Source organism: Pseudomonas sp. SD17-1 (genome assembly GCF_029201585.1).
GTDB classification, from domain to species: Bacteria; Pseudomonadota; Gammaproteobacteria; order Pseudomonadales; family Pseudomonadaceae; genus Aquipseudomonas; species Aquipseudomonas palmensis.
This window is the reverse complement of the sequence record NZ_CP104044.1, coordinates 2498664-2522305: the sequence shown is the minus strand read 5'-3', so window position 1 is coordinate 2522305 and position 23642 is coordinate 2498664. Positions and strand designations below refer to the sequence as shown.

General features: G+C 66.8%; 18 protein-coding genes. 6 read left to right on the top strand and 12 right to left on the bottom strand.

Annotation, left to right across the window (positions count from 1 at the left end; all coding sequences use genetic code 11):
- Positions 1–21: 21 nt before the first annotated feature.
- From N0B28_RS11445 to N0B28_RS11420, 6 genes are all read right to left on the bottom strand, one after another.
- Positions 22–2262, bottom strand: coding sequence for a fimbria/pilus outer membrane usher protein (locus tag N0B28_RS11445; protein ID WP_116055334.1), 2241 nt, complete (start codon positions 2260–2262; stop codon positions 22–24).
- Between the two features lie 168 nt (positions 2263–2430).
- Positions 2431–3186, bottom strand: coding sequence for a molecular chaperone (locus N0B28_RS11440; protein WP_043864089.1), 756 nt, complete (start codon positions 3184–3186; stop codon positions 2431–2433).
- A 75-nt stretch (positions 3187–3261) separates the two neighbouring features.
- Positions 3262–3759 carry a spore coat U domain-containing protein gene (locus tag N0B28_RS11435; protein ID WP_043863969.1) on the bottom strand — a complete coding sequence of 166 codons (498 nt, stop codon included), beginning with the start codon at positions 3757–3759 and terminating at the stop codon, positions 3262–3264.
- 3 nt (positions 3760–3762) lie between these two features.
- Complete coding sequence (locus N0B28_RS11430; RefSeq protein WP_043863970.1) at positions 3763–4296, bottom strand: spore coat U domain-containing protein; 534 nt, start codon at positions 4294–4296, stop codon at positions 3763–3765.
- A 16-nt stretch (positions 4297–4312) separates the two neighbouring features.
- Complete coding sequence (locus N0B28_RS11425; RefSeq protein ID WP_043863971.1) at positions 4313–4846, bottom strand: spore coat U domain-containing protein; 534 nt, start codon at positions 4844–4846, stop codon at positions 4313–4315.
- Positions 4847–4874: 28 nt separating this feature from the next.
- Entirely contained in the window at positions 4875–5402 is a 528-nt protein-coding gene (locus tag N0B28_RS11420; protein ID WP_275731854.1) for a spore coat U domain-containing protein, read from the bottom strand.
- A gap of 260 nt (positions 5403–5662) precedes the next feature.
- Here N0B28_RS11420 and zapE point away from each other — a divergent pair, with 260 nt between their 5' ends.
- Positions 5663–6736 (top strand): cell division protein ZapE, encoded by a 1074-nt coding sequence (zapE, locus tag N0B28_RS11415; RefSeq protein ID WP_253086962.1) that lies wholly within the window; start codon positions 5663–5665, stop codon positions 6734–6736.
- Positions 6737–6739: 3 nt separating this feature from the next.
- Here the strand turns inward: zapE and N0B28_RS11410 are convergent, their stop codons facing one another.
- Positions 6740–8629, bottom strand: a complete 1890-nt coding sequence (locus N0B28_RS11410) for a propionyl-CoA synthetase (protein WP_078481714.1) — start codon at positions 8627–8629, stop codon at positions 6740–6742.
- Positions 8630–8758: 129 nt separating this feature from the next.
- Here N0B28_RS11410 and N0B28_RS11405 point away from each other — a divergent pair, with 129 nt between their 5' ends.
- The gene (locus tag N0B28_RS11405; protein WP_275731851.1) at positions 8759–10066 is read left to right on the top strand and encodes a leucine-rich repeat-containing protein kinase family protein; all 1308 of its coding nucleotides are present in this window, start codon (positions 8759–8761) and stop codon (positions 10064–10066) included.
- Between the two features lie 28 nt (positions 10067–10094).
- On the opposite strand, the gene N0B28_RS11400 is transcribed toward N0B28_RS11405, so the two are convergent.
- From N0B28_RS11400 to N0B28_RS11390, 3 genes are all read right to left on the bottom strand, one after another.
- Positions 10095–10802: a YebC/PmpR family DNA-binding transcriptional regulator gene (locus tag N0B28_RS11400; protein ID WP_043863975.1), complete on the bottom strand. Its 708-nt coding sequence runs from the start codon at positions 10800–10802 to the stop codon at positions 10095–10097.
- Between the two features lie 265 nt (positions 10803–11067).
- Positions 11068–12348 carry a Zn-dependent hydrolase gene (locus N0B28_RS11395; RefSeq protein ID WP_275731848.1) on the bottom strand — a complete coding sequence of 427 codons (1281 nt, stop codon included), beginning with the start codon at positions 12346–12348 and terminating at the stop codon, positions 11068–11070.
- Between the two features lie 39 nt (positions 12349–12387).
- Positions 12388–13875 carry an NCS1 family nucleobase:cation symporter-1 gene (locus tag N0B28_RS11390; protein WP_043863977.1) on the bottom strand — a complete coding sequence of 496 codons (1488 nt, stop codon included), beginning with the start codon at positions 13873–13875 and terminating at the stop codon, positions 12388–12390.
- A 347-nt stretch (positions 13876–14222) separates the two neighbouring features.
- Here N0B28_RS11390 and hydA point away from each other — a divergent pair, with 347 nt between their 5' ends.
- The 3 genes from hydA (at position 14223) to preA (ending at position 18431) form a co-directional block, all read left to right on the top strand.
- The gene (gene hydA, locus N0B28_RS11385) at positions 14223–15662 is read left to right on the top strand and encodes a dihydropyrimidinase (RefSeq protein WP_054914390.1); all 1440 of its coding nucleotides are present in this window, start codon (positions 14223–14225) and stop codon (positions 15660–15662) included.
- 126 nt (positions 15663–15788) lie between these two features.
- A complete protein-coding gene (locus tag N0B28_RS11380; protein ID WP_275731846.1) occupies positions 15789–17156 on the top strand; it encodes an NAD(P)-dependent oxidoreductase in 1368 nt (455 codons plus the stop codon).
- On the top strand, positions 17157–18431 hold the full coding sequence (gene preA / locus N0B28_RS11375; protein ID WP_043863980.1) for an NAD-dependent dihydropyrimidine dehydrogenase subunit PreA: 1275 nt from the start codon (positions 17157–17159) through the stop codon (positions 18429–18431).
- Here the strand turns inward: preA and N0B28_RS11370 are convergent.
- Positions 18413–20902, bottom strand: coding sequence for a UvrD-helicase domain-containing protein (locus N0B28_RS11370; protein ID WP_081315098.1), 2490 nt, complete (start codon positions 20900–20902; stop codon positions 18413–18415). The genes preA and N0B28_RS11370 overlap by 19 nt on opposite strands.
- A gap of 222 nt (positions 20903–21124) precedes the next feature.
- On the opposite strand from N0B28_RS11370, the gene N0B28_RS11365 reads away from it, so the two are divergent.
- Positions 21125–21823: a pirin family protein gene (locus tag N0B28_RS11365; protein WP_043864092.1), complete on the top strand. Its 699-nt coding sequence runs from the start codon at positions 21125–21127 to the stop codon at positions 21821–21823.
- Between the two features lie 89 nt (positions 21824–21912).
- Here the strand turns inward: N0B28_RS11365 and pgm are convergent, their stop codons facing one another.
- The gene (gene pgm / locus N0B28_RS11360; protein ID WP_275731843.1) at positions 21913–23553 is read right to left on the bottom strand and encodes a phosphoglucomutase (alpha-D-glucose-1,6-bisphosphate-dependent); all 1641 of its coding nucleotides are present in this window, start codon (positions 23551–23553) and stop codon (positions 21913–21915) included.
- Positions 23554–23642 lie beyond the last annotated feature (89 nt).

Genomic DNA, 23642 nt, shown 5'->3' with positions numbered 1-23642 from the left:
GCAGCCCCGTCAGCCGGCGCTTCACTGGCACACCAGCGGGCCGATCAGCGGCACCTGGTCGGCCTGCGCCTTGAGCTCGAACTGCACCCGGCAACTGCCGCCTCCGGCCAGTTGCACCACCAGGCTGTTGTGTTCGCTCAGGTCCTCCAGGTACACCAGGCCATCCCAGCCCACCACCGCCAGCGCGCCGCTCTGCTCGTGGCGTACCTGGCTGCCCACGGCCAGTTCGTTGTTGCCGGCATCCACCAGCACCACGCTGGCGGCCAGTACCCGGCGCAACGGAAATTCCAGCAGGTAGCCGGCGCCGCGCCTTACCGCCACGCGCTGCTCCACATTCGGCGAGCGCACATCGGGGGGCAGTTCCAGCGGGTCGATCTCGTACTTGCCGCGGTAGTAGCCGCTGCCGTAGGGCACCAGCAGGTGCCCCTGGCTGTCGGTGTGCCCCACCACCTGGTTCTCGTAGCGCACCGGCACATCGGCAAAGCCTTCGGTGCTGACCAGCACGAAGGCGTCGTCGATGCGATTGGCCGCGAACACCCCGGCGTCCATCAGCACCACCGAGCCGCTGGCGTCGGCCCAGCGGGTCATGTTGTCGCTGCTGCCGTACACCCCGGCCTGCAACTGCACCGATTGCAGGCGCCAGGTCAGGTCGGCCTGACGGTAGGTTTCACGGTCGCCGCCGGCATAGCCCAGGTTGAACCCCACGCCGCCCTGGGCGGGTACGGCGCGGCTGTAGTTGACCCGCTGCAGGTTCTCGCCCTGCTGGTTGCGCTCCAGGCTCAGGGCCAGCGTGCCGTGCAGGTCGAAGGGCACCACCACCTGCGCCTGCACCGCCCACTGGCTGTCGTCCAGGTCGCGGTTGGCCGACAGGTACAGGCTGCTGTTGCCCCACAGCGGCTTGCTCCAGCTGAGGTTGAGCAGGCGCGTGCGCGAGTTGTCGGCGGCGCGCACATCGAAGTAGCCCGCCCCCAGGCTGCCATAGCGTTGCAGGTTGAGGCTCAGGGTGACCTGCTCGCTGCGCTGGCTGAGGCGGATATACGGGCTGTCGACCAGCGACAGGTCGGCGTAGTCGCCATGACGCTCCAGGCGCTGGTAGTTGAAGCCCAGCCAGCGGTTGTTGTACTGGTAGCCCAGGCTCAACTGCTGGCCACTGCGGCCTTCGAAGCGGCTCTGGCTCAGCGCCGTGTTGAGCACGCCGAAGTTGCCCACCCGCAGGTTGCCGCCCAGCCCGCCCAGGCCCAGGGACCCGGCCGCCTCGGCATGGCTTTCCAGCGTGAAGTAGTCGGTCAGGCCATAGCGCAGGCTGCCCGCCGCAACACCGGGGCCGTAGGCAAAGTCGCGCACGGCATAGTCGCGGCGCAGGGCGCCGGCCGCCACCGAGAAGTCCGCCAGCCCCTGTTGCAGCAGGCTGCTGGTGACGTAGAACGGCAACGTGGTCGAGACCTGCCGGCCAAGGGCGTCGGTGGTCACCACCACCGCCTCGCCGGCACCGTTGATGAACGGCACGTTGGTCAGGGTATAGGGGCCTGGCTGCAGGTCGGCACTGGCGCTCTTGTAGCCATTGATGAACAGGTCCACCGACGAGGGCACCGCGGCTTCACCGGCGAAGGCCGGCAAGGGGTAGGTCACCAGGTCCGGGCGCACGGCAAAGTCCCGCGACAGCTGCACCCCGCCCACCCGCACCGAGCTGGTCCAGGGCAAGGCGCCGGTCAGCACATCGCCGGCCTCGAAGGTCAGCAGGCGCGCCTCGTCGGTGTAGCGCCAGGTGGTGTCGTACCGCCGAAAACCTTCCTGGGCGCCTTCGTAGCCTGCCCCGCCGAGGCGCTGGCGCCACTGCCCGGTGGTGGAGAAGGTGCCCCAGCTGTCGAACACCCGCAGTTCGTTCCAGGCTGCCAGGTAGGTGCCCCCCTCATCGGTGTCGTTGAAGTAGGCGTCGTAGTTGAGCAAGGCGCCGAAACTGCTCAACGCCTCGCCGGCCGGCCCCAGCGAGCGCTCGCCGATACGCTGGTTGGGCAGCCACGCCGCCGGCACCTGCACCAGCAGCCGCTGGTTCTGGCTGTCGTACTCGCTGTGCAAGCCATCGATGGCGTCCAGCGCAAGTTCCGGGCCGGGCTGCCCAGGCAGTTGCACGCCCGCCGCCTGCAGGTCGGCGGTGGCCATGTACAGGCGCCCGGCCCGCTGGTGCACCAGCACCACGCTAGCGCTGCTCATCTGGTTGACCACCAGTTCCAGGTACAACGGCGCATCGGCGACAGCCTCCATACTCGCAGGGGGTGGCGGCAGTTCGCCTGCGACCGCGCTGCCCGCCAGCAGCACCGCCAGCGTCACACTGCGGGTGCAGGCCAGAGAAGTACTCACGCACGCCGTCCCACCATGTCCGGGTCCTCCCTGGCCCCTGCTCCATCTTCATGCGCCCTTGAGGCGCCGGGCTCAGTGGCCCTGGTTGATGGTCTGGGGCGGCTCGGCCCCGTTGACGCGCCCTTTGAGCACACTGGCCGCCGAGGCTGCTGCAGGTGCCGGCCAGCGCATGCTCGCGCCGGGCAGTACATAACCCAGCAAGCCGTCGACCAGCGGCTTGCTCTGGGCGCCCTGCTGCATCACCACATCGGTGAGGCGCGCATGCACCGGCCCCACGTTGCGGATCTCGACGAAGGGCTTGCCCTGCTGCGATACCTGTCGCCAGCTCAGCAACGGCGTGCCCACGCCCGCTGCATCACGCTTGCCCTCGGCGTCCGGCTTGCTCCACAGCCCCTGGCCGTAGACGAACAATGGCACCGAGTAGCGCATCTGGAAGCGGATCTGTGCCTGGGACGTCTGCGCATCGCTGGCCGGCAGGGCGGGTGGGATTTCGTCGATGATGATGCGGTAGGCCTGTTCCTGGCCGGCCGGCGACTGGCCGGTGCGGGTCAGGCGAATCAGCTGTTTCTCGCCCGGCTTGATGGTCGCCACCGGCGGGCTGCCGATGATCTCGCGCTGGGGCTGGAACTGGTCGTCATACCCGTCCTGGCGCCAGGCGAACACCCTGACCTGCAGGTTAGCCGGGGTGGTGCCACGGTTTTCCAACCACAACGCCCCGGCCTTCTGGTCGGCCTCCAGCACCGGGTCGATCGGCCAGATCAACACCGATGTGGCCGCCTGGGCGCCCCCTGCGCCGAGCAAGGCGCCCACCAGCAGCCACTTGCCCATCCCTTGCCATCCACGTGCGTACAGCGCCATGCACCCTCTCCTTTGGCTTGTTCCGATACAACCCCGGGAGCGCACTCACCAGGACAACACCACTTGCACCACGTCGGTGTAGGTGCCCGCCGGCAACACGCCGGGTAACTGGGCTTGCGCATACACCGGCAGCTTGATCGCCGTCGGATCGCTGTAACTGACCGCCACGAGCTGACCGATGCCCAGCACCTGGGACAAGGCCGCGTCGCGGTACAACTGATAGGCCACCAGCGAGGTACCGCTGGTGCGCTTGAGGTTGCGTACCCCGTTGTTGTTCAGGCCACCGTCGACGCTCATCTTCAGGGCCACCCCGGGCGTGCATTGCAGGGTCACCGTGGTGCCGGCCAGCTGGGTGTTCACGCTGGCAGCGCCGAGCGCCGGACGGGTGCCGAAGTCCAGGGTGCCGTAGTTGCTGGCGCCGCCCACCACCAGGCAACCTGCCGCAATCGTTGCGCTGACCTGAAGCGTGCTGGTGAGCGCGGCATCCAGCGGCATGGGCACTGCCCAGGCCAGCACCGCAAGGCCACCGAGCAACCGGCGCATGACCTAGAAGCTCAGCTCGACCGCCACCGTGTCGGTGTACACCCCTGGCGGCAGCGACGGCTTGCCCACGGCGCGGCCGTACAGGTTGACGGTCTGCGCCACCCCGGTGCTGGTGGCGAGGGTGATGGTGCCGTTGATTGCCAGCAGATTGGTGTGCCCGGCATCGGTATAGAAGTCATAGGGCACGTAGTTGGTGCCCATGGCCAGCGCGCGGCTGCCACCGGTGGTGGCCGCGTCATGCGCGCCTGCGCCCACCTTCACCACCGGCGTGGCGCCGGGCGAACACAGCACGCTGATGGCGCCGCCACCACCGGTGCCGATCACCTGGGCGCTGGCCTCGGTGAACAGGGCAATCTGCGAGCCGAAATCCAGGTTACCGAAGTTGACCCCGGTGGTGGCGGTCGAACCGTTCACCTGACAGGCCGCGGTCAGGGTCAGGGTGGCGTTGATATTGCCCGTGACCGTGGCCGCCTGGGCCTGGCTGGCAAGGGCCAGGCCAAGCCCGGCGAAGAGTATGCGTGAGACGTTGGGATGCATGAGTCACTCCTTGTTGTTACCAGTCCAGGGTCACCATCAGGGTGTCACGGTAGATGCCGGCTGGCAGCGCCCTGGGGTGTGCCACCACGGCGCCGTAGATCGGTATGGGGATTTGCGCAGCGCTGCTGATCGAGAAGTTGCGCTGCTGGCCGATGCCGTAGCGCACTGCACCGCTTGGATCGGCCGCCAGCTGGTAGGGGATGAGCTCGCTGCCGTTGCGCAGGCGGCGCACGCCGTTGGCATCGTTGCTGCCGCCATTGATGCTCACCGTGAAGGCCCGCACCGAGGGGTTGCAGCTGACCTGCAGGGTGCCGCTGCCGCCGGTCTGGTCGAGGTTGGCGCTCAGCGGGCGGGCCCAGCTTGGCCCCTGGGTGCCGAAGTCCAGCAGGCCCAGGCCGCCACCGGCCGGGCTGTCGTCCGGCACATTGCTGATCTGGCAGGCTGCGCTGATTACCAGGCGTGCCTGGATATGCCCGCTGAGGGCGGCATTGGCCATCGGACACAACAGCAAGGGCCCGAGGCTGATCAACAGAATCTGCGATGTCTTCATGCTGCCAGTTCCTTTAGCACGCACAGGGTCACCAGGTGACGGTCACCTTGAGCAAGTCCGAGTAATGGCCGACACGGGGCACCTGGGCCAGGGTGTCGATGCGGGCGTACAGCGGCAGTTCCACCGACCCTGAGTCGGGTACGCGTGCGTGCTGGGCGATGTTCACCGCCAGCGGAGTGCGCCAGGCCGGGTCCTGGTAGAGGCGGTACGGGATGGGACGGGCCTTTGGCGTGTCGCTGGCCAGGTAGCGCACCTCGCCGACGCCGCCATGCTGGCCGCCATCGACCTTTACCTGGTACAGCGTGTCGGGGTTGCATTCCAGACGTGGGGGGCGTTGTTGCAGCAAGGCGCCGGTCAGCGGGCCTTGCGGATCGTCCAGGCGCGCGGTACGGCCGAAGTCGAGCAGGCCCTGGGCCTGGGCGCCGGCATCGCGGGTCTGGTGCACCAGCTGGCAACCACGCTGTACATCCACGCGAACTTCCACCAGAAAATCTGCGGCGGCGGCAGCGTCTGCAACAACCAGCCCGAGCAGCGCAGCCAGAGAGCGTCCCTTCACCGTTACCCTCCTTGCAATACAGGATCCATCTGTTCCAGAGGGTAGCAGCCGAAGAAAAACCTGCCAGCAAGCTCGGAAATGTATAGGCCGCGTACAAGAACCTTCCTACATGACCTGCCAGGCACGACATGACTGGCAGCCCAACCCCCTATTCGGTACATTAGCGCCGCCCACTCAGCCGGCCCCTGTGCCCGGTACCCCCAAGGAGCCTGAGATTGACCGCCTTACCGCCGTCCTGGATCCGTTCGCCGCTGCGCGCCCTGCGCCAGCGCCTGGCTGCCCGTGCACACCCGCCGGCCAAGCGCCTGGCGGCTGTTGAAGTCGATGAATTCTTCCGACGAAAGGCCGATGAGCAGGGCTATACCTTGAGCCACGGCCAGCAGCGGGTGATCGCCTGCATGGCCGAGCAGGCCGCGCACCTGGCTGACGGCACGGCGCGCAGCCTGTACCTGTACGGGGCGGTGGGACGGGGCAAGAGCTGGCTGCTGGACGGCTTCTTCCAGTCGCTGGAGCATCCGCACAAGCGCCGCCTGCACTTTCACGATTTCTTCGCCCAGTTGCACGAGGGCATGTTCCGCCATCGCCAGCAGGACGATGCGCTGGGCGCGACCCTGGACGAGCTGCTGCAAGGCTGCCAGGTGCTGTGCTTCGACGAGTTCCACGTGCACGACATCGGCGACGCGATGCTCATCACCGGCCTGTTCAAGGCGCTGTTCGAGCGCCGCGTGTTCGTGCTGCTGACCTCCAACTACCCGCCTGCCGGGCTGCTGCCCAACCCGCTCTACCACCAGCGCTTCGAACCGGTGATCCGCCTGATCGAGGCGCACATGCAGGTGCTTGAAGTGGGCGGCGAGCAGGACTACCGCAGCCACCCGGCCTCCGGCAGCCAGCAGCGCTTCACCCAGGGTCACTACCTCTGGCCCGGCAGCCCGGCGCAGCGCCATGCCGCCGGCCTGGATCACGCCGGCGCGCCGGTAAGGCTGCAGGTGGGCAAGCGCTCGCTGCACGCCCTGTTCAGCCAGGAGCGCGCGGTAGGCTTCAGCTTCGAGGCGATCTGCGAGCAACCCACGGCGGTGATGGACTACCTGGAGCTGGCGCGCCGCTACGACCACTGGGTGATCGAGCACCTGCCGGACCTGGCGCAGTGCTCGATGGCGGCGCAGCAGCGCTTCATCAACCTGGTGGACGTGCTGTATGACCAGGACAAGCATCTGGTGCTGGTCGGCCAGGCCTCGCTGTGCGAAAGCCTGGGCGGCAGCGCCATCGACCTGGCCCGCACCCGCAGCCGGCTGGGCCAGCTCAATGTGCTGGGCCCGGTGGCCTGCCCGGGTTGACCCTCAGCTGGCCCGCGCCAGGCTGGCCAGCACCCCTTCGATCTCGGCCAGCACGGCCGGGTCGTCCAGGGTCGAGGGCGGGGTGTAGGGCTGGTGGTCGGCGATCTTGCGCAGCACCGCCCGCAAAATCTTGCCCGAGCGGGTCTTGGGCAGGCGCTTGACCACCCGCACCTGGTTGAAGCAGGCCAGCGCGCCGATCTGCTCGCGCACGCTGGCCACCAGTTCGGCCTGCAACTGCTGCTCGCTCAGGCTGACCCCGTCCTTGAGCACCACCAGGCCCAACGGCACCTGGCCCTTGATTTCGTCGCGCACCCCCACTACCGCGCACTCGGCAATCGCCGGGTGGCGCGCCACCAGGTCCTCCATCTCGCCGGTGGACAGCCGGTGCCCGGACACGTTGATCACGTCATCGGTGCGCCCCATGATGTAGACGAAACCGTCCTCGTCGAGGTAGCCGCCATCGCCGGTGTGGTAATAGCCGGGGTGGCTGTGCAGGTAGGCCTGCAGGTAGCGCGCATGGTCGCCCCACAGCGTCTGGCTGCAGCCGGGCGGCAGCGGCAGTGCGATCACGATGGCACCCTGCTCGTTGGGGCCCAGAAGGTGCCCGTCGTCGTCCAGCACGCGCACGTGGTAACCCGGCACGGCGCGGTTGCTCGAACCCGGACGCACTCCGCAACCCTCCAGCCCGACGCAGGGCGCGGTCACCGGCCAGCCGGTTTCGGTCTGCCACCAGTGGTCGTGCACGGCCTTGCCGCTGGCCGCCTCCAGCCATTGATGGGTGCTGGAGTCGAGTTTTTCCCCGGCCAGGAAGATCTGGCGCAGCGAGCTCAGGTCATGGCGCTTGAACAGCTCGCCCTGCGGGTCTTCCTTGCGGATTGCGCGCATGGCCGTGGGTGCGCAGAACAGCCCGTTGACCCGGTACTGCTCCACCACGCGCCAGTAGGCGGCAGCGTCCGGGGTGCGGATCGGCTTGCCCTCGTAGAACACCGTGGTGCAGCCGTTCATCAGCGGCCCGTAGACGATCAGCGAGTGCCCCACCACCCAGCCCACGTCAGAGATGCCCCACCACACATCCCCCGGCTGCATGCCGTAGATATGGCGCAGGGCAAAGCGCAGTGCCACGGCGTTGCCGCCGTTCTCACGCACGATGCCCTTGGGTTTGCCGGTGGTGCCGGAGGTGTACATGATGTACAGCGGGTCGCCTGCGGCCAAGGCCACCGGTGGCACCGGGCTGGCCGCAGCCACTGCCGCCTGCCAGTCCAGGTCGCGGCCTTCGCGCAGCTCGGCGCGGGCCTGCGGGCGCTGCAGCACCAGCACCTGGCGGGGCTGGTGGGTGGCCAGTTGCAAGGCCTTGTCCACCAACGGCTTGTATTCGATGACGCGGTCGAACTCCAGCCCGCAGGAGGCGGTGAGCAGCAGCGCAGGCCGCGCATCGTCGATGCGCAGGGCCAGTTCGTTGGCGGCAAAGCCACCGAACACCACCGAATGCACCGCGCCGATACGGGCGCAGGCCAGCATTGCCATGGCCGCCTGCGGCACCATCGGCATGTAGATGATCACCCCATCGCCCTGCTTCACCCCCAGCTCGCGCAGCAGGCCGGCCAGGCGCGCCACCTCGTCGCGCAGTTGCACGAAGGTGAAGGTCTGGCGGGTGTCGGTGACGGGCGAGTCGTAGATCAGCGCGGTCTGCTCGCCACGGCCCTGCTCGATCTGGTGGTCGAGGGCCAGGTAGCAGCTGTTGAGTTGCCCGTCGGCAAACCACTGGTGGGTGCCGTCGGGGTTGGCCACAAGGGTCTGCGCAGGCTTGCGGTACCAGGCCAGGTGGTCAGCCTGTTCGGCCCAGAACGCGGCGGGGTCGGCAATGGAGCGGTCGTAGCTGTGCTGGTAAGTCATCGATCGGTAACCCTGAACTTTGTTGTTATTAAAAGGGCGAATATCGAGTATGGACGCCAATTGCGCGCCTGCCATGGTACTTAAGTCGGGTATCATCGCCGCCGTCTTCATTGCCCTTGCAGCCCCTTCATGCACACCCTCGACGACCTCAGGCGCGGCCGCCTGGCAGGTGCCACCCGCCTCGACCTGAGCTGCGGGCTCACGCAGTTCCCGGATGAGATCTTCGAACTGGCCGACAGCCTCGAAGTGCTCAACCTGAGCGGCAATGCGTTGAGCAGCCTGCCCCATGACCTGGGCCGGCTGCACCAGCTCAAGGTGCTGTTCTGCTCCCACAACCGGTTCACCGAGGTGCCGGCCAGCGTAGGCCAGTGCCTGCGCCTGGAAATGGTCGGGTTGCGCAACAACCGCATCACGCACCTGCCGGCCGCCGCATTGGGCCCCAACCTGCGGGCACTGGTGCTGACCGAGAATTGCCTTGAACAGTTGCCCGACGCACTGGGCGACTGCCAGCAGCTGCAAAAGCTGATGCTGGCGGGCAACCGCCTGCGCGCCCTGCCGGCCAGCCTTGCGCGGTGCCAGCGGCTCGAACTGCTGCGGGTGTCGGCCAACCGGTTGAGCGAACTGCCCCAGTGGCTGCTGACGATGCCCCGCCTGGCGTGGCTGGCGTATGCCGGCAACCCCTTGCCCCAGGGCCTTGCGGCGCCGCAGGCGCCGGGCCGGTGCGACGCCATCGACTGGCACGCCCTAGAGCTGGGCGAGGTGCTGGGCCAGGGCGCCTCCGGGGTGATTCACCGCGTGCAGGTGGCGGGCCGAAAGGCGGCGCTCAAGCTGTACAAGGGCCAGATGACCAGCGATGGCTCGCCGCTCAACGAAATGCAGGCGTGCGTGGCAGCTGGCGCCCACCCGAACCTGATCCCGCTGCTGGGGCAGGTAGCCAACCACCCGCACCAGGTGCCGGGGTTGCTGATGGCGCTGGTGGGCACCCACCTGTCTGCCCTGGCCGGGCCGCCCAGCCTGCAAACCTGCACCCGAGACGTCTACCCGCCTGACCTGTGCCTTGGCCTGCAAGCCGCAACCCGGCTGGCGACGGCCATCGCGTCGGTCGCAGCGCACCTGCACCAGCGCGGCATCACCCACGGCGACCTGTACGCGCACAACATCCTGTGCGATGCACAGGGCAACGCGGTGCTCGGGGACTTTGGCGCGGCATCGTTCTTTGCGCAGGATGGCAGTGTTGCAGCAGACGCATTGCAGCGTATCGAGGTGCGGGCGTTCGGGGTGTTGCTGGGGGAACTGCTGGCGTGTTGCGAGGAGGCGTCAGAGGAACTGGCGGACCTGCAGGCGAGCTGTGTTCAGCCGCAGGTGCTGGCAAGGCCGGATTTTGCGCAGGTTGAACGGGTGCTTCGCCGGCAAGGCCGGCTCCTGCAAGAGGCGTAGGAGCAGGCCTTGTCGGCGAAGTGGGTTATCAGCCCGCCAGGCCGACGTACACGTTCTGCACGTCGTCGTTGTCGTCGATGGCTTCCAGGAATGCCTCGACTTCAGCCATGTGCTCGTCGCTGAGCCCGCTGACCGGGTTCTTGGGGGTGTAGCCGATCTTGGCCGAGATCACCTTGAAGCCCTGTTGCGGCAAGGCCTTCTGTACCGCGTCCAGGTCGGTGGTGTCGGTGATGAACAGGGTCGAGCCCTCTTCTTCACCTTCCGCGAAGTCCTGTGCACCGGCTTCGATGGCGGCCATTTCCGGGTCGGCATCAGGGGTTTCAGGGCTGGCTTCGATCAGGCCGACATGGTTGAAGTCCCAGGCCACCGAACCCGAAGCGCCCAGCTGGCCCTTGCGGAACAGCACGCGAATCTGCGCCACGGTGCGGTTGACGTTGTCGGTCAGGCATTCGACGATCAGCGGCACCTGATGCGGGGCGAAGCCTTCGTAGGTAACGTGGTGGTACTGCACCGCGTCGCCATCCAGGCCCGCGCCCTTGCGGATGGCGCGTTCCAGGGTCTCTTTGGTCATCGAGGCCTTCTTGGCCTGTTCCACGGCCAGGCGCAGGCGCGGGTTCATGTCCGGGTCGGCACCGGCCTTGGCCGCGATCTGGATCTCCTTGGACAGCTTGCCCATGATCTTGCCCTTGGCGTTGGCTGCTACTTCTCTATGCTTGGCTTTCCACTGTGCGCCCATCTCGACTCTCTTGTTTCAGCTGCCGGTTCAGGTAGCGACCAGCAAGGTGGCGTGCAGTTTATACAGGCTGCGCCGGGCAATCGACAAAAAAACGCTGGGCTGTTGCCGGGCCTGGTGAACCCTTCGCCGGCAACGCCGGCTCCTACTGGCGTTGCAGGAGCCGGCCTTGCCGGCGAAGAGACCAGCATCCACAACCTAGAAACCACTTTAAGTTGTGATTTTTATTTCATATATATCAATCAGATAATCCAACAACCTCATGTAGTTAAGCAGCTTCACGCTGCGCCACTGCCTGCGCCGCCGCCAGCATCGCCCTGAGCAGCACTGCGCACCCGGCCGCCAGGTCCTTGGGGTCGGCATTCTCGATTTCGTTATGGCTGATGCCGCCCTCGCACGGCACGAAGATCATCCCGGCCGGGCCCAGTTCGGCCAGGAAGATCGCGTCGTGCCCGGCCCCGCTGACGATGTCCATGTGCGACATGCCCAGCCCCTGCGCCGCGCTGCGCACCGCCTCCACGCAGCCCTTGTCGAAGTACAGCGGCGGGAAGTCCGCGGTGGGCGTCAGCGTGTAGGTCAGCCCATGCTGCTGCGCGGTCGCGGCGATCACCTCCTGCACCTGGGCGATCATCGAGTCCAGCCGCGCCGGCTCCAGGTGACGAAAATCCAGGGTCATGCGCACCTCGCCGGGGATCACGTTGCGCGAGCCCGGGTACGCCTGCAGGCAGCCCACCGTGCCGCACGCATGGGGCTGATGCTCCAGAGCCACGCGGTTGACCGCCGCCACCACCGCACTGGCGCCTACCAGGGCGTCCTTGCGCAGGTGCATCGGGGTCGGCCCGGCGTGGGCCTCGACACCGCGCAGGGCGAGGTCGAACCATTTCTGCCCCAGCGCGCCGAGCACCACGCCGATGGTCTTGCGCTGGTCCTCCAGGATCGGCCCCTGCTCGATATGCGCCTCGAAATAGGCGCCCACCGGGTGCCCACTGACCGCGCGGGTGCCGGCGTAGCCGATCGCATTCAGCGCCTCGCCCACGCTCACGCCCTGGGCATCGCGCTTGGCCAGCGTCTCCTGAAGGGTGAACTTCTCGGCGAACACGCCCGAGCCCATCATGCACGGCGCGAACCGCGAGCCCTCCTCGTTGGTCCACACCACAACCTCAAGTGGCGCCTCAGTTTCTATTTGCAAGTCATTGAGTGTACGAAGAACTTCCAGCCCGGCCAGCACCCCGAAGCAGCCATCGAACTTGCCGCCGGTGGGCTGGGTGTCGATATGGCTGCCGGTCATCACCGGCGGCAGTTGCGGGTTGCGCCCGGGCCGGCGGGCAAAGATGTTGCCCACCCCGTCCACGCTGACGGTGCAGCCGGCAGCCTCGGTCCATTGCACGAACAGGTCGCGGGCCTGGCGGTCCAGGTCGGTCAGGGCCAGGCGGCATACGCCGCCTTTGGCGGTGGCACCCAGTTGCGCCAGCTCCATCAGCGACTGCCACAGGCGCTGGCCATCGATGTGGGCCTGGGTACTTTGCAGAACGTCCTTAGCGGTTTGCATGAGCATCTCCTGCTTGGCCGGCCTCTGCGGGCCGTGGGGTTACACGGTGGGTTTGAGGCTGGTGGCACGCGCGCCCTTCAGGCTGCCCAGGGCGTAGTAGATAACCCCGCCCAGCGCCGAGCCGGTGAACCAGCCGAAGTCGTAGAACCAGCTGAACGCCGGGCTGTGCAGCGACAACAGGGTCAGCACCACCGGCACGCCGAAGGCGATGAAGCCGGTCGCGTTCCAGGCCGGGTACACGTCGTCGCGGTACAGCCCGGCAAGGTCGAGGGTCTGCTTGCGCAGCAGGAAGTAGTCCACCACCATGATCCCGGCAATCGGCCCCAGCAGGCTGGAATAGCCCAGCAGCCAGTTGGAATACACCGACTCCAGGCTCACGTCCGAGACGATCAGGCCGAGTTTCTTGAGCAGCTCATGGGCCATCAGCAGCAGGCCCACCAGCCCGGTCAGCAGCACGGCGGTGGTACGCCCGATCCACTTGGGCGCCAGGTTCTGGAAGTCGTTGGTGGGCGAAACGATGTTGGCCGCGGTGTTGGTCGACAGTGTGGCGATGATGATCAGCGCCATGGCCAGCGCCACCCACAGCGGGCTCTGGATATGCCCGATCAGGCTCACCGGGTCGGACACCGTCTCGCCCACCAGCGAGGCCGAGGCAGCGGTCAGCACCACCCCCAGCGCGGCAAACAGGAACATGGTCAGCGGCAGGCCGAAGATCTGCCCCAGGATCTGGTCCTTCTGGCTTCGGGCGTAGCGGCTGAAGTCCGGGATGTTCAGCGACAGCGTGGCCCAGAAACCCACCATGGCGGTCAGCCCGGCGAAGAAGTAGCCGGTCACGCTGGCGCCTTCGGGGCGTTTGGGCGGCTGCGCCAGCAGTTCGCTGAACGACACGTTGGGCAGCGCCCACACCAGCAGCCCGGCACCCACCAGCACCAGCAGCGGTGCCGACAGGGTTTCGAGCCACTTGATCGACTCGGCGCCGCGCAGCACCACCCACAGGTTAAGGCACCAGAACAGCATGAAGCCGATGACCTCGCCGGTGCCGCCCAGCGCCTTCCATTCCGGCCAGAACGAGCCCAGGAAGAGGTGGATGGCCAGCCCGCCGAACATCGTCTGGATACCGAACCAGCCGCACGCCACCAGCGCGCGGATCAGGCACGGCACGTTGGAGCCGATGATGCCGAACGAGGAGCGCAGCAGCACCGGGAACGGGATGCCGTACTTGGTGCCGGGGAAGGCATTGAGCGTCAGCGGGATGAGCACGATGGTGTTGGCCAGCAGGATCGCCAGCAGCGCCTCGCCCACCGTAAGGCCGAAGTACGCCGTGAGCACCCCGCCCAGGGTGTAGGTGGGCACGCAGATCGACATGCCGACCCACAGTGCGGTGATGTGCCATTTGTTCCAGGTGCGCTGCCCCACCTTGGTCGGGGCGATGTCATGGTTGTAGCGAGGGCTGTCGAGGACGTCGGTGCCGGCGTCGAGCTCGAACAAGCCGTCACGCTCGCTCACTTGCGATCGGGTCTGGTGCATTGGCCGCTCCACTTTTCTGGTTATGTGCACCTCGCGATGAGGCGCCGGAGTCTTGCGCGTGCAGGTAAGGCAATCACGGTCAGGTGATCTGAGAAATCTTGACCATTTACGCATCCTGTCAAGCAAGACAGGACTCGCCAGAAACCTCTCCTAACCCGTAAAAAGAAGTTTTATTCTTATTTTTCAATAAGTTGAAAACAGAATAAGCATATAAAAAATAATCTTGCCCAATCCCGGATCGCCAACTAGATTCAATTCTTGACGGCGATGACAGGATTACTCCGGCGCCGATCACGACAAAAATCTAGAGCCGGTAGCAACCGGTCAAGCCTGCGAGGAGCTTCGTGATGACGCTTTTGATTCGTGGCGCCACCCTGATTACCCATGACGAGAGTTACCCGGCCGACGTGTACTGCGCAGACGGCCTGATCCAGGCCATCGGCCACAACCTCGACGTCCCCGCCGGCTGTACCGTGCTCGATGGCAGCGGGCAGTACCTGATGCCCGGCGGCATCGACCCCCACACCCACATGCAGCTGCCCTTCATGGGCACGGTGGCCAGCGAGGACTTCTACACCGGCACGGCCGCCGGCCTGGCCGGCGGCACCACTTCGATTATCGACTTTGTGATCCCCAACCCGCAGCAATCGCTGCTCGAAGCCTTTCACCAGTGGCGCGGCTGGGCCGAGAAATCGGCGGCCGACTACGGCTTTCACGTGGCCATCACCTGGTGGAGCGAGCAGGTGCGCGAGGAAATGGCCGAACTGGTCAACCACCACGGGGTGAACAGCTTCAAGCACTTCATGGCCTACAAGAACGCGATCATGGCCGCCGACGACACCCTGGTCGGCAGCTTCGAGCGCTGCCTGGAGCTGGGCGCGGTGCCCACGGTACATGCCGAGAACGGCGAGCTGGTGTACCACCTGCAGCGCAAGCTGCTGGCCCAGGGCATCACCGGCCCCGAAGCGCACCCGCTGTCGCGCCCTTCGCAGGTGGAAGGCGAAGCGGCCAGCCGTGCCATCCGCATTGCCGAAACCCTCGGCACCCCGCTGTACCTGGTGCACGTGTCCACCCGCGAGGCGCTGGACGAGATCACCTATGCCCGCGCCAAGGGCCAGCCGGTGTACGGCGAAGTGCTGGCCGGGCACCTGTTGCTGGACGACAGCGTGTACCAGCACCCCGACTGGCAGACGGCGGCCGGCTATGTGATGAGCCCGCCGTTTCGCCCGCGCGGGCACCAGGAGGCCCTGTGGCACGGGCTGCAATCGGGCAACCTGCATACCACCGCCACCGACCATTGCTGCTTCTGCGCCGAGCAGAAGGCCGCGGGGCGTGACGATTTCAGCCGTATCCCCAACGGCACGGCGGGCATCGAGGACCGCATGGCGGTGCTGTGGGACGAAGGCGTGAACACCGGCCGGCTGTCGATGCAGGACTTCGTCGCCCTCACCTCCACCAACACCGCCAAGATCTTCAACCTGTACCCACGCAAGGGTGCGCTGCGGGTCGGCGCCGATGCCGACCTGGTGCTGTGGGACCCGCATGGCACGCGCACCATCTCGGCCAAGACCCACCACCAGAATGTCGACTTCAACATCTTCGAAGGCAAGACGGTGCGCGGGGTGCCCAGCCATACCATCAGCCAGGGCAAGCTGGTGTGGGCCGACGGCGACCTGCGCGCCGAGCGCGGCGCCGGGCGCTATGTCGAACGGCCGGCATACCCGGCGGTGTTCGACCTGCTGAGCAAGCGTGCGCAGCAGTGCAGGCCCGGCGCGGTCAAGCGCTGAGCCTTTAAAGCATCGCGGGTCAAGCCCGCTCCCACAGGTGTCGTGCGATCCCGGTGGGAGCGGGCTTGATCCGCGATGGGCGCGCCAGCGCCCCGGTTTCTATAAAAAAACAAAGAGGCCACTACCGTGATCAACGCCTTGAACCATCTCCCGCACCCGCAAGACGACAACGCCACCCTCGCCACGCATTTCAGCGACCTGGCTCCACCCCTCACCCCGCGCCAGGCCGCCGTGGAAAGCGCGCGCTGCCTGTACTGCTACGACGCCCCCTGCGTCGACGCCTGCCCCAGCGACATCGACATCCCCTCCTTCATCCGCAACATCCAGCAGGACAACGTGCAGGGCGCGGCCATCAAGATTCTCTCGGCCAACATCCTCGGTGGCAGCTGCGCCCGGGTGTGCCCCACCGAGATCCTCTGCCAGCAGGCCTGCGTGCGCAACAACGCCCAGGAATGCGCCCCGGTGCTGATCGGCCTGCTGCAACGCTACGCGGTCGATCATGCCGAGTTCGCCGAGCACCCGTTCCAGCGTGCGCCCAGCACCGGCAAGCGCATCGCCGTGGTCGGCGCCGGCCCCGCAGGCCTGGCCTGCGCCCACCGGCTGGCCTGGCACGGGCATGAGGTGGTGATTTTCGAAGCACGGGAAAAGGCCGGCGGCCTCAACGAATACGGCATCGCCAAGTACAAGCTGGTGGACGACTTCGCCCAGCGCGAGCTGGACTTCGTGCTGCAGGTGGGCGGTATCGAGATCCGCCACGGCCAGGTGCTGGGCGACAACCTCAGCCTGGGCGAGCTGCAACAGCAGTTCGACGCGGTGTTCCTCGGCCTGGGCCTGGCCGCCAGCCGCCAGTTGGGCCTGCCCGACGAAGGCGCCCCCGGCCTGCTCAGCGCCACCGAGTACATCCGCGAGCTGCGCCAGGCCGACGACCTGAGCACCCTGCCCCTGGCCGAACGCTGCATCGTGCTCGGCGCCGGCAACACCGCCATCGACATGGCAGTACAGATGGCCCGCCTGGGCGCCCATGACGTCAACCTGGTGTACCGCCGTGGCCTGCAGGACATGGGCGCCACCCAGCATGAACAGGACATCGCCAAGGCCAACCAGGTACGGCTGCTGACCTGGGCCCAGCCCGAGCAGGTGCTGCTCGACGACCAGGGCCGGGTGCGCGGCATGCGCTTTGCCCGCACGCACCTGGTGGACGGGCGTCTGCAAACCACTGGGCAAACCTTCGAACTGGCGGCGGATGCGATCTTCAAGGCCATCGGCCAGGCCTTCGACGGCCAGGCCCTGAGCGACCCGCAGGCCCTGCAACTGGAGCGTGATGGCGAGCGTATCCGCGTGGACGACAACCTGCGCACCAGCCTGCCGGGCGTGTACGCCGGCGGCGACTGCACGCACCTGGGCCAGGACCTCACCGTACAGGCCGTGCAGCACGGCAAGCGGGCCGCCGAGGCCATCCATGCCCAACTGACCCACAACGTGGAGGCCGCATAAATGGCAGACCTGTCGATCGAATTCGCTGGCATCAAGGCGCCCAACCCGTTCTGGCTGGCCTCCGCACCGCCCACCGACAAGGCCTACAACGTGATACGTGCGTTCGAGGCCGGCTGGGGTGGCGTGGTCTGGAAAACCCTGGGCGAAGACCCCGCCGCCGTCAACGTGTCGTCACGCTACTCGGCGCACTTCGGGCCCAACCGCGAGGTGCTGGGCATCAACAACATCGAGCTGATTACCGACCGCTCGCTGGAGATCAACCTGCGCGAGATCACCCAGGTGAAAAAGGCCTGGCCCGACCGCGCGCTGATCGTATCGCTGATGGTGCCGTGCGTGGAGGACGCGTGGAAAACCATCCTGCCGCTGGTGGAGGCCACCGGGGCGGACGGCATCGAGCTGAACTTCGGCTGCCCCCACGGCATGCCCGAGCGCGGCATGGGCGCGGCGGTGGGCCAGGTGCCGGAGTACGTCGAGCAGGTGACACGCTGGTGCAAGACCTACTGCTCGCTGCCGGTGATCGTCAAGCTCACCCCCAACATCACCGACATCCGCCAGTCGGCCCGCGCCGCGCACCGCGGCGGCGCCGACGCAGTGTCGCTGATCAACACCATCAACTCGATCACCAGCGTCGACCTTGAGCGCATGATCGCCCTGCCGATCGTCGGCGAGGCCAGTACCCACGGTGGCTACTGCGGTTCGGCAGTGAAGCCGATCGCGCTGAACATGGTGGCCGAGATCGCCCGCGACCCGGCCACCCACGGGCTGCCCATCAGTGGCATCGGCGGCATCGGCAGCTGGCGGGATGCCGCCGAGTTCATTGCATTGGGTTGCGGCTCGGTGCAGGTGTGCACCGCGGCGATGCTGCATGGCTTTCGCATCGTCGATGAAATGAAGGACGGCCTCTCGCGCTGGATGGACAGTCAGGGCTACCACAGCCTGCAGGACTTTCGCGGGCGCGCGGTGGGCCACACCACCGACTGGAAATACCTGGACATCAACTACCAGGTGATCGCCAGGATCGACCAGCAGGCCTGCATCGGCTGCGGGCGCTGCCACATTGCCTGCGAAGACACCTCGCACCAGGCCATCGCCAGCCTGGTCAAGGCCGAGGGCGGGCACCGCTACGAGGTGATCGACGCCGAGTGCGTGGGGTGCAACCTGTGCCAGATCACCTGCCCGGTGGAGGGCTGCATCGAGATGGTGCCCCAGGACACCGGCAAGCCGTTCCTGGACTGGCTGCACGACCCACGCAACCCCTACCGCGAGGCGTCCTGAGGCTGCGCCCCGCGCAGGTCTTCGAAGCAGGCCTTGTTCCCGTCCACCTGAACAGACGCCCGGGGCAGGTTCGCCGCCTCCCCGGTCGGCGTCTCCACATGCCAGTAGCAGTGCTTGATCGCGCGGGTGATGGCCACGTAGGCCAGGCGCAGGATCTCGTCCTTCTGGGCGTTGTCGTAGCCTTCGGGGTCGCCCGCCCGGCCCAGCCCGGCCTGGCGGTACACCTGGTTCTTGTACGGCGAGCGCGTCAGGTGCTGGCAGTCACCGAGCATGAACACCGCATCGGCCTGCAGGCCCTTGGCGCTGTGGTAGGTGAGCTGGCGGAACCGCCGCTGCGCCGCCGGCAGGCTGGCCTCGTGGTTGAGCAAGGGCTGCAGGTGCTCGGCAATCACCGACTTGTCGACGCTCTTGCGGTACAGCAGCATCACCGACTCGCCATCGCGGTAGTGGTCCATCAACTGCCGGGCCAGTGTGGCTTCGTCGCGCTCCATCACCATCACCGGCACCGGCTGCTCGGCCGCCGGGCCGCAGGCACGGGCCTTCTTGCCGGCAATTGCCGGGGCCGACTTAACGATATGCTCGGCTGCATCGATGATGTGCTGGTGGCTGCGGTAGTTGTCGGCCAGCATCACGCGGGTGGTGCTGGGGGCGACGAACTGCTTGGCGAACTCCATGAAGTACTTGGGCGAGCTGCCGCGCCAGCCATAGATCGACTGCCAGTCGTCCCCCACGCACAGCAGCGAGGAATGCTGCGCCACCTGCCCCACGTGCATGGCCGGGCCGCGCCGGCGGATCTCGCGCAGGCAGGCGCGCAGCCACGAGACGATCTGCGGCGACACGTCCTGGAACTCGTCGATCATCAGGTGCGACAACGGGCGCAGCATCGGGTCGGGCAGCAGGCGCAGGTTTTCCGGGTTGTTCTCGCCGAACAGGGCGAACATGCGGTTGTAGCTCATGATCGGCGGCGACTGTGCCAGCAGGTGCGCCTCCAGCGCCTTCCAGTACAGGCTCAGGGCCTCGAAGAACAGCGCGTCGGTGTCGCCCTGCGGGAAGCTCATGCCGCCCACCGCCACGCTCACATCCAACCCCAGGTTCTCGATGAACCCGGCAGCGCCGACGAACGCATCCAGCAAGGGCGCCGCGCCCAGCTCGCCCTTTACCTTGTAGTCAAAGCCCGGCCCGGCCACCGCATCGCCGGCCAGCGAGGCGGTGAGGCGTTTGGCCGCCGCGTAGTTTTCCAGCCAGATCACCGGCTTGTCGCAGAACGCCTGGAACAGCGTGCGCTTGATCACCCATTCGGCCCACACCGGCAGCTTGGCGCCGGGGCGCTTGTACTGCTGATTCTCCTTGGGGTCGAAACCCAGCACCACCCAGGCGTCCAGCTCGGCGATATGGCCGTGGAAATGAAAGCGGCTGCCGTTGATTTCGACGGTTTCGCGGCTGGGCTCGATGCCCTTGATCGGCCAGGCACCCGCCTGGAACCACAGGTCTTCGATCACGTCGCACAGCTCTTCGTCGCGCCCGGACGACAGCTGGGTCACCGCCACGCGCTTCTGCACGTCGGGGTGGTCGCGGTCCAGGGCCTTGAGCTGCAAGGCTTCGCGGCGCAGCCCGGCAATCAGCTCGGCGAACCGCGGGCTGGTGTGCAGCAGGTCGCGGTAGCACAGGTTGAGTTGCTGGCGCTGGGCATCGTTGATGCGCAGGTCGAACGGGTTGCTGTCCACGCCCGCCTCGCTGCCCCCGGGCTGCTCGCTGCCCAGGGTCTCGAACGCCCGCACCTGGCTGAAGCCCGGCAGGCTGCGCACCAGCGGCAGGATGCGCGAATGGAAGGTGCGCACCAGCTCACGCGCCTGCACCGGGCTCAGGGCCAGTTGCCACAGGCCGAACACCTGCACCAGGCGGGCAATGAAGTCCTTGCGCGACTCGCGGGTGAAGGTGACCACGGTCATGGCCTCCAGCTCGAAGCCCAGGTAATGGCGCAGCAACAGGATACGCAGCACCAGCGAGGTGGACTTGCCAGCGCCGGCGCCGGCGATCACGCAGGTGGACGGCGTGTCGCTGAAGATCATCTTCCACTGCGCTGCGCTGGGTTGGGCGTGGGCCGGCAGGCGCGCGGCGACGTCGGCCTTGAAGCGCTTCTTCAGCTCGGGGGTCAGCGGCAGGCGCCAGTCGTCGAACAGGGCATCGTCCAGCCCCGGCACGCCGTGGGCATCCGGGCGCGTATCGCGGATCACCAGCACCTGGCGCCCGGCCTCGAAACCGTCCACGCGCCCTTCTTCATAGCCTTCACGCAGCCCGTCGGCATGCCCGGTGCGCTGGCCGTTGGCATGGCCCTGGAACCACGAATCGCGGTGCTGTGCCTGCAACCGGCTCAGGCCACGGCCCAGCAGGCGTGCGGCCAGACGTCTGACCCAGGGCAGTTGCGCGGGTGGGGTTAGATCCGTGGGTAGCTTGGGACGCTCGTGTGACACACCGACTCCGGCAATCAATTCAATCAGCGGCCATGTTCGCTTTATCACGACCAAATCACCAGCCGAATGCTTTCAGATCAGTGGATTAGGCGACGAAGCGGCGAAACTACCGCAGGTTATACATCGAATATAACGATCATATTTAGCCGATATTTACGCTTTTTTTCGATGTTTATCGAGAGGATCATCAGCGCCATCCACCTGATTACCGAGGACACGAGCATGCTGCAACTGCGCCCCTTCGACACCCTTGGCCACGCCAACCATGGCTGGCTGGATGCCCACCATCACTTCTCCTTTGCCGAATACCACGATCCGCGCCGCATGAACTGGGGCACGCTGCGGGTATGGAACGACGACCTGATCGCCGCCGGCAGCGGGTTCCCGCCGCACCCGCACCGCGACATGGAGATCATCACCTATGTGCGTGAAGGCGCGATCACCCACCAGGACAGCCTGGGCAACAAGGGCCGTACCGAAGCCGGTGACGTGCAGGTGATGAGCGCCGGTACCGGCATCACCCACAGCGAGTACAACGTGGAGGCCGTGGACACGCGGATCTTCCAGATCTGGATTGTGCCCCAGCGTGTGGGCCAGGCACCGTCGTGGGGCGTGCGGCCGTTTCCCAAGGGCGAGCGCGGCGAAGGGTTCGTGACCCTGGCCAGCGGGCGCGAGGGGGATGAAGGCAGCCTGGGGATCCGCGCCGATGCGCGGCTGGTGGCGGCGACGCTGAAGGCCGGGGAAAGCGCCGAGTACCGCATCGATGCGGGTCGCCGGGCCTACCTGGTGCCGGCCAAGGGCGTGATCGAGGTCAATGGCCTGCGCGCCGAGGCCCGCGACGGGGTGGCGGTGGAGGATGAGCAGGTGCTCAGGGTGGTGGCGCTGCAAGACAGCGAGATTGTGCTGGTGGATGTGGCGTAGGTACCGACGTCATCGCGGGTCAAGCCCGCTCCCACAGGGTTTGCGAACGCCGCAAAACCTTGTGGGAGCGGGCTTGACCCGCGATGCTTTTAGGCGATGGCAGCGTCCACCAGCTCCTGCGCCTCACCCACCAGGCGCTGCAGGTGCGCGTCGTCGACGAAGCTCTCCGCATAGATCTTGTAGATGTCTTCGGTGCCCGACGGCCGCGCCGCGAACCAGCCGTTGGCCGTCATCACCTTCAACCCGCCAATCGCCTGGTCGTTGCCCGGCGCATGGCTGAGGATCTGCTCGATCGGCTCGCCTGCCAGCGTGGTCGACTTGACCTGCTGCGGCGACAGCTTGCCCAACTGGGCCTTCTGCTGCGGCGTGGCCTTGGCATCCACCCGGGTGGAGAACGGCCTGCCCAGCGCCTCGGTCAGCGCCTCGTATGCCTGGCTTGGGTCGCGCCCGGTACGGGCGGTCATCTCTGCCGCCAGCAGCGACGGGATCAGGCCGTCCTTGTCGGTGCTCCACACCGTGCCGTCCTTGCGCAGGAACGAGGCGCCGGCGCTCTCCTCCCCACCAAAGCCCAGCGAACCGTCGAACAGGCCATCGGCGAAATACTTGAAGCCCACCGGCACTTCGTACAGGCGACGCCCCAGGCGTGCCGCCACGCGGTCGATCATGCCGCTGCTGACCACGGTCTTGCCCACGGCCGCATCGGCGCGCCATTGCGGGCGGTTCTGGAACAGGTAGTCGATGGACACCGCCAGGTAGTTGTTCGGCGCCAGCAGGCCGCCTGACGGGGTGACGATGCCGTGGCGGTCATGGTCGGGGTCGCAGCCGAACGCCACGTCGAACCGATCGCGCAGGCCGATCAGGCCCTGCATGGCGTAAGGCGAGGACGGGTCCATGCGGATCTGGCCGTCCCAGTCCACGCACATGAAGCGGAACGTGGGGTCGACCTCGGTGTTGACCACGTCCAGGTCGAGCTTGTAGTGCTCGGCAATCGCCGACCAGTAACGCACCCCGGCGCCGCCCAGCGGGTCGACACCCAGGCGCAGGCCCGCACCACGAATCACATCGAAATCAATCACATCGACCAGGTCGCTGACGTAACTGCCCAGGTAGTCGTGACGGTGCGTGGTGCTGGCCTTGAGGGCCTGTGCATGGCCCATGCGCTGTACGCCCTTGAGGCCGTCGGCCAGCAGCTCGTTGGCCTTGGCCTCGATCCACTTGGTCACGTCGCTGTCGGCCGGGCCGCCATTGGGCGGGTTGTACTTGAAGCCGCCACTTTGCGGCGGGTTGTGCGACGGGGTGATCACGATGCCGTCGGCCAGGCCACGGCTGCGGCCACGGTTGTAGCAGATGATGGCGTGGGAGATGGCCGGGGTCGGGGTGTACTCGTCATCCTTGGCCAGCATCACCTCGACGCCGTTGGCTGCCAGCACCTCCAGTGCGGTAGCTGCCGCCGGGGTCGACAGCGCATGGGTGTCGATGCCGATGAACAGCGGCCCGTCGATGCCCTGCGCCTTGCGGTACAGGCAGATGGCCTGGCTGATGGCGAGCACGTGCGCTTCGTTGAAGCCCAGGTCCACGGAGCTGCCGCGGTGCCCCGACGTGCCAAAGGCAACGCGCTGGGTGGCGACGCCTGCATCGGGCTGGCCGGTGTAGTACGCGGTCAGCAGCTGGGGGATATCGACCAGCACGGAGGCTGGCGCCGGTTTACCCGCCAAGGGACTGAGCTTCATGCAAAACCTCAAGTAAAGATGTACAGGGTGATGAAAATACGCAGTTTACTGGCACTTCGACCACAACGCGACGGCGGCGATCCCGCCCG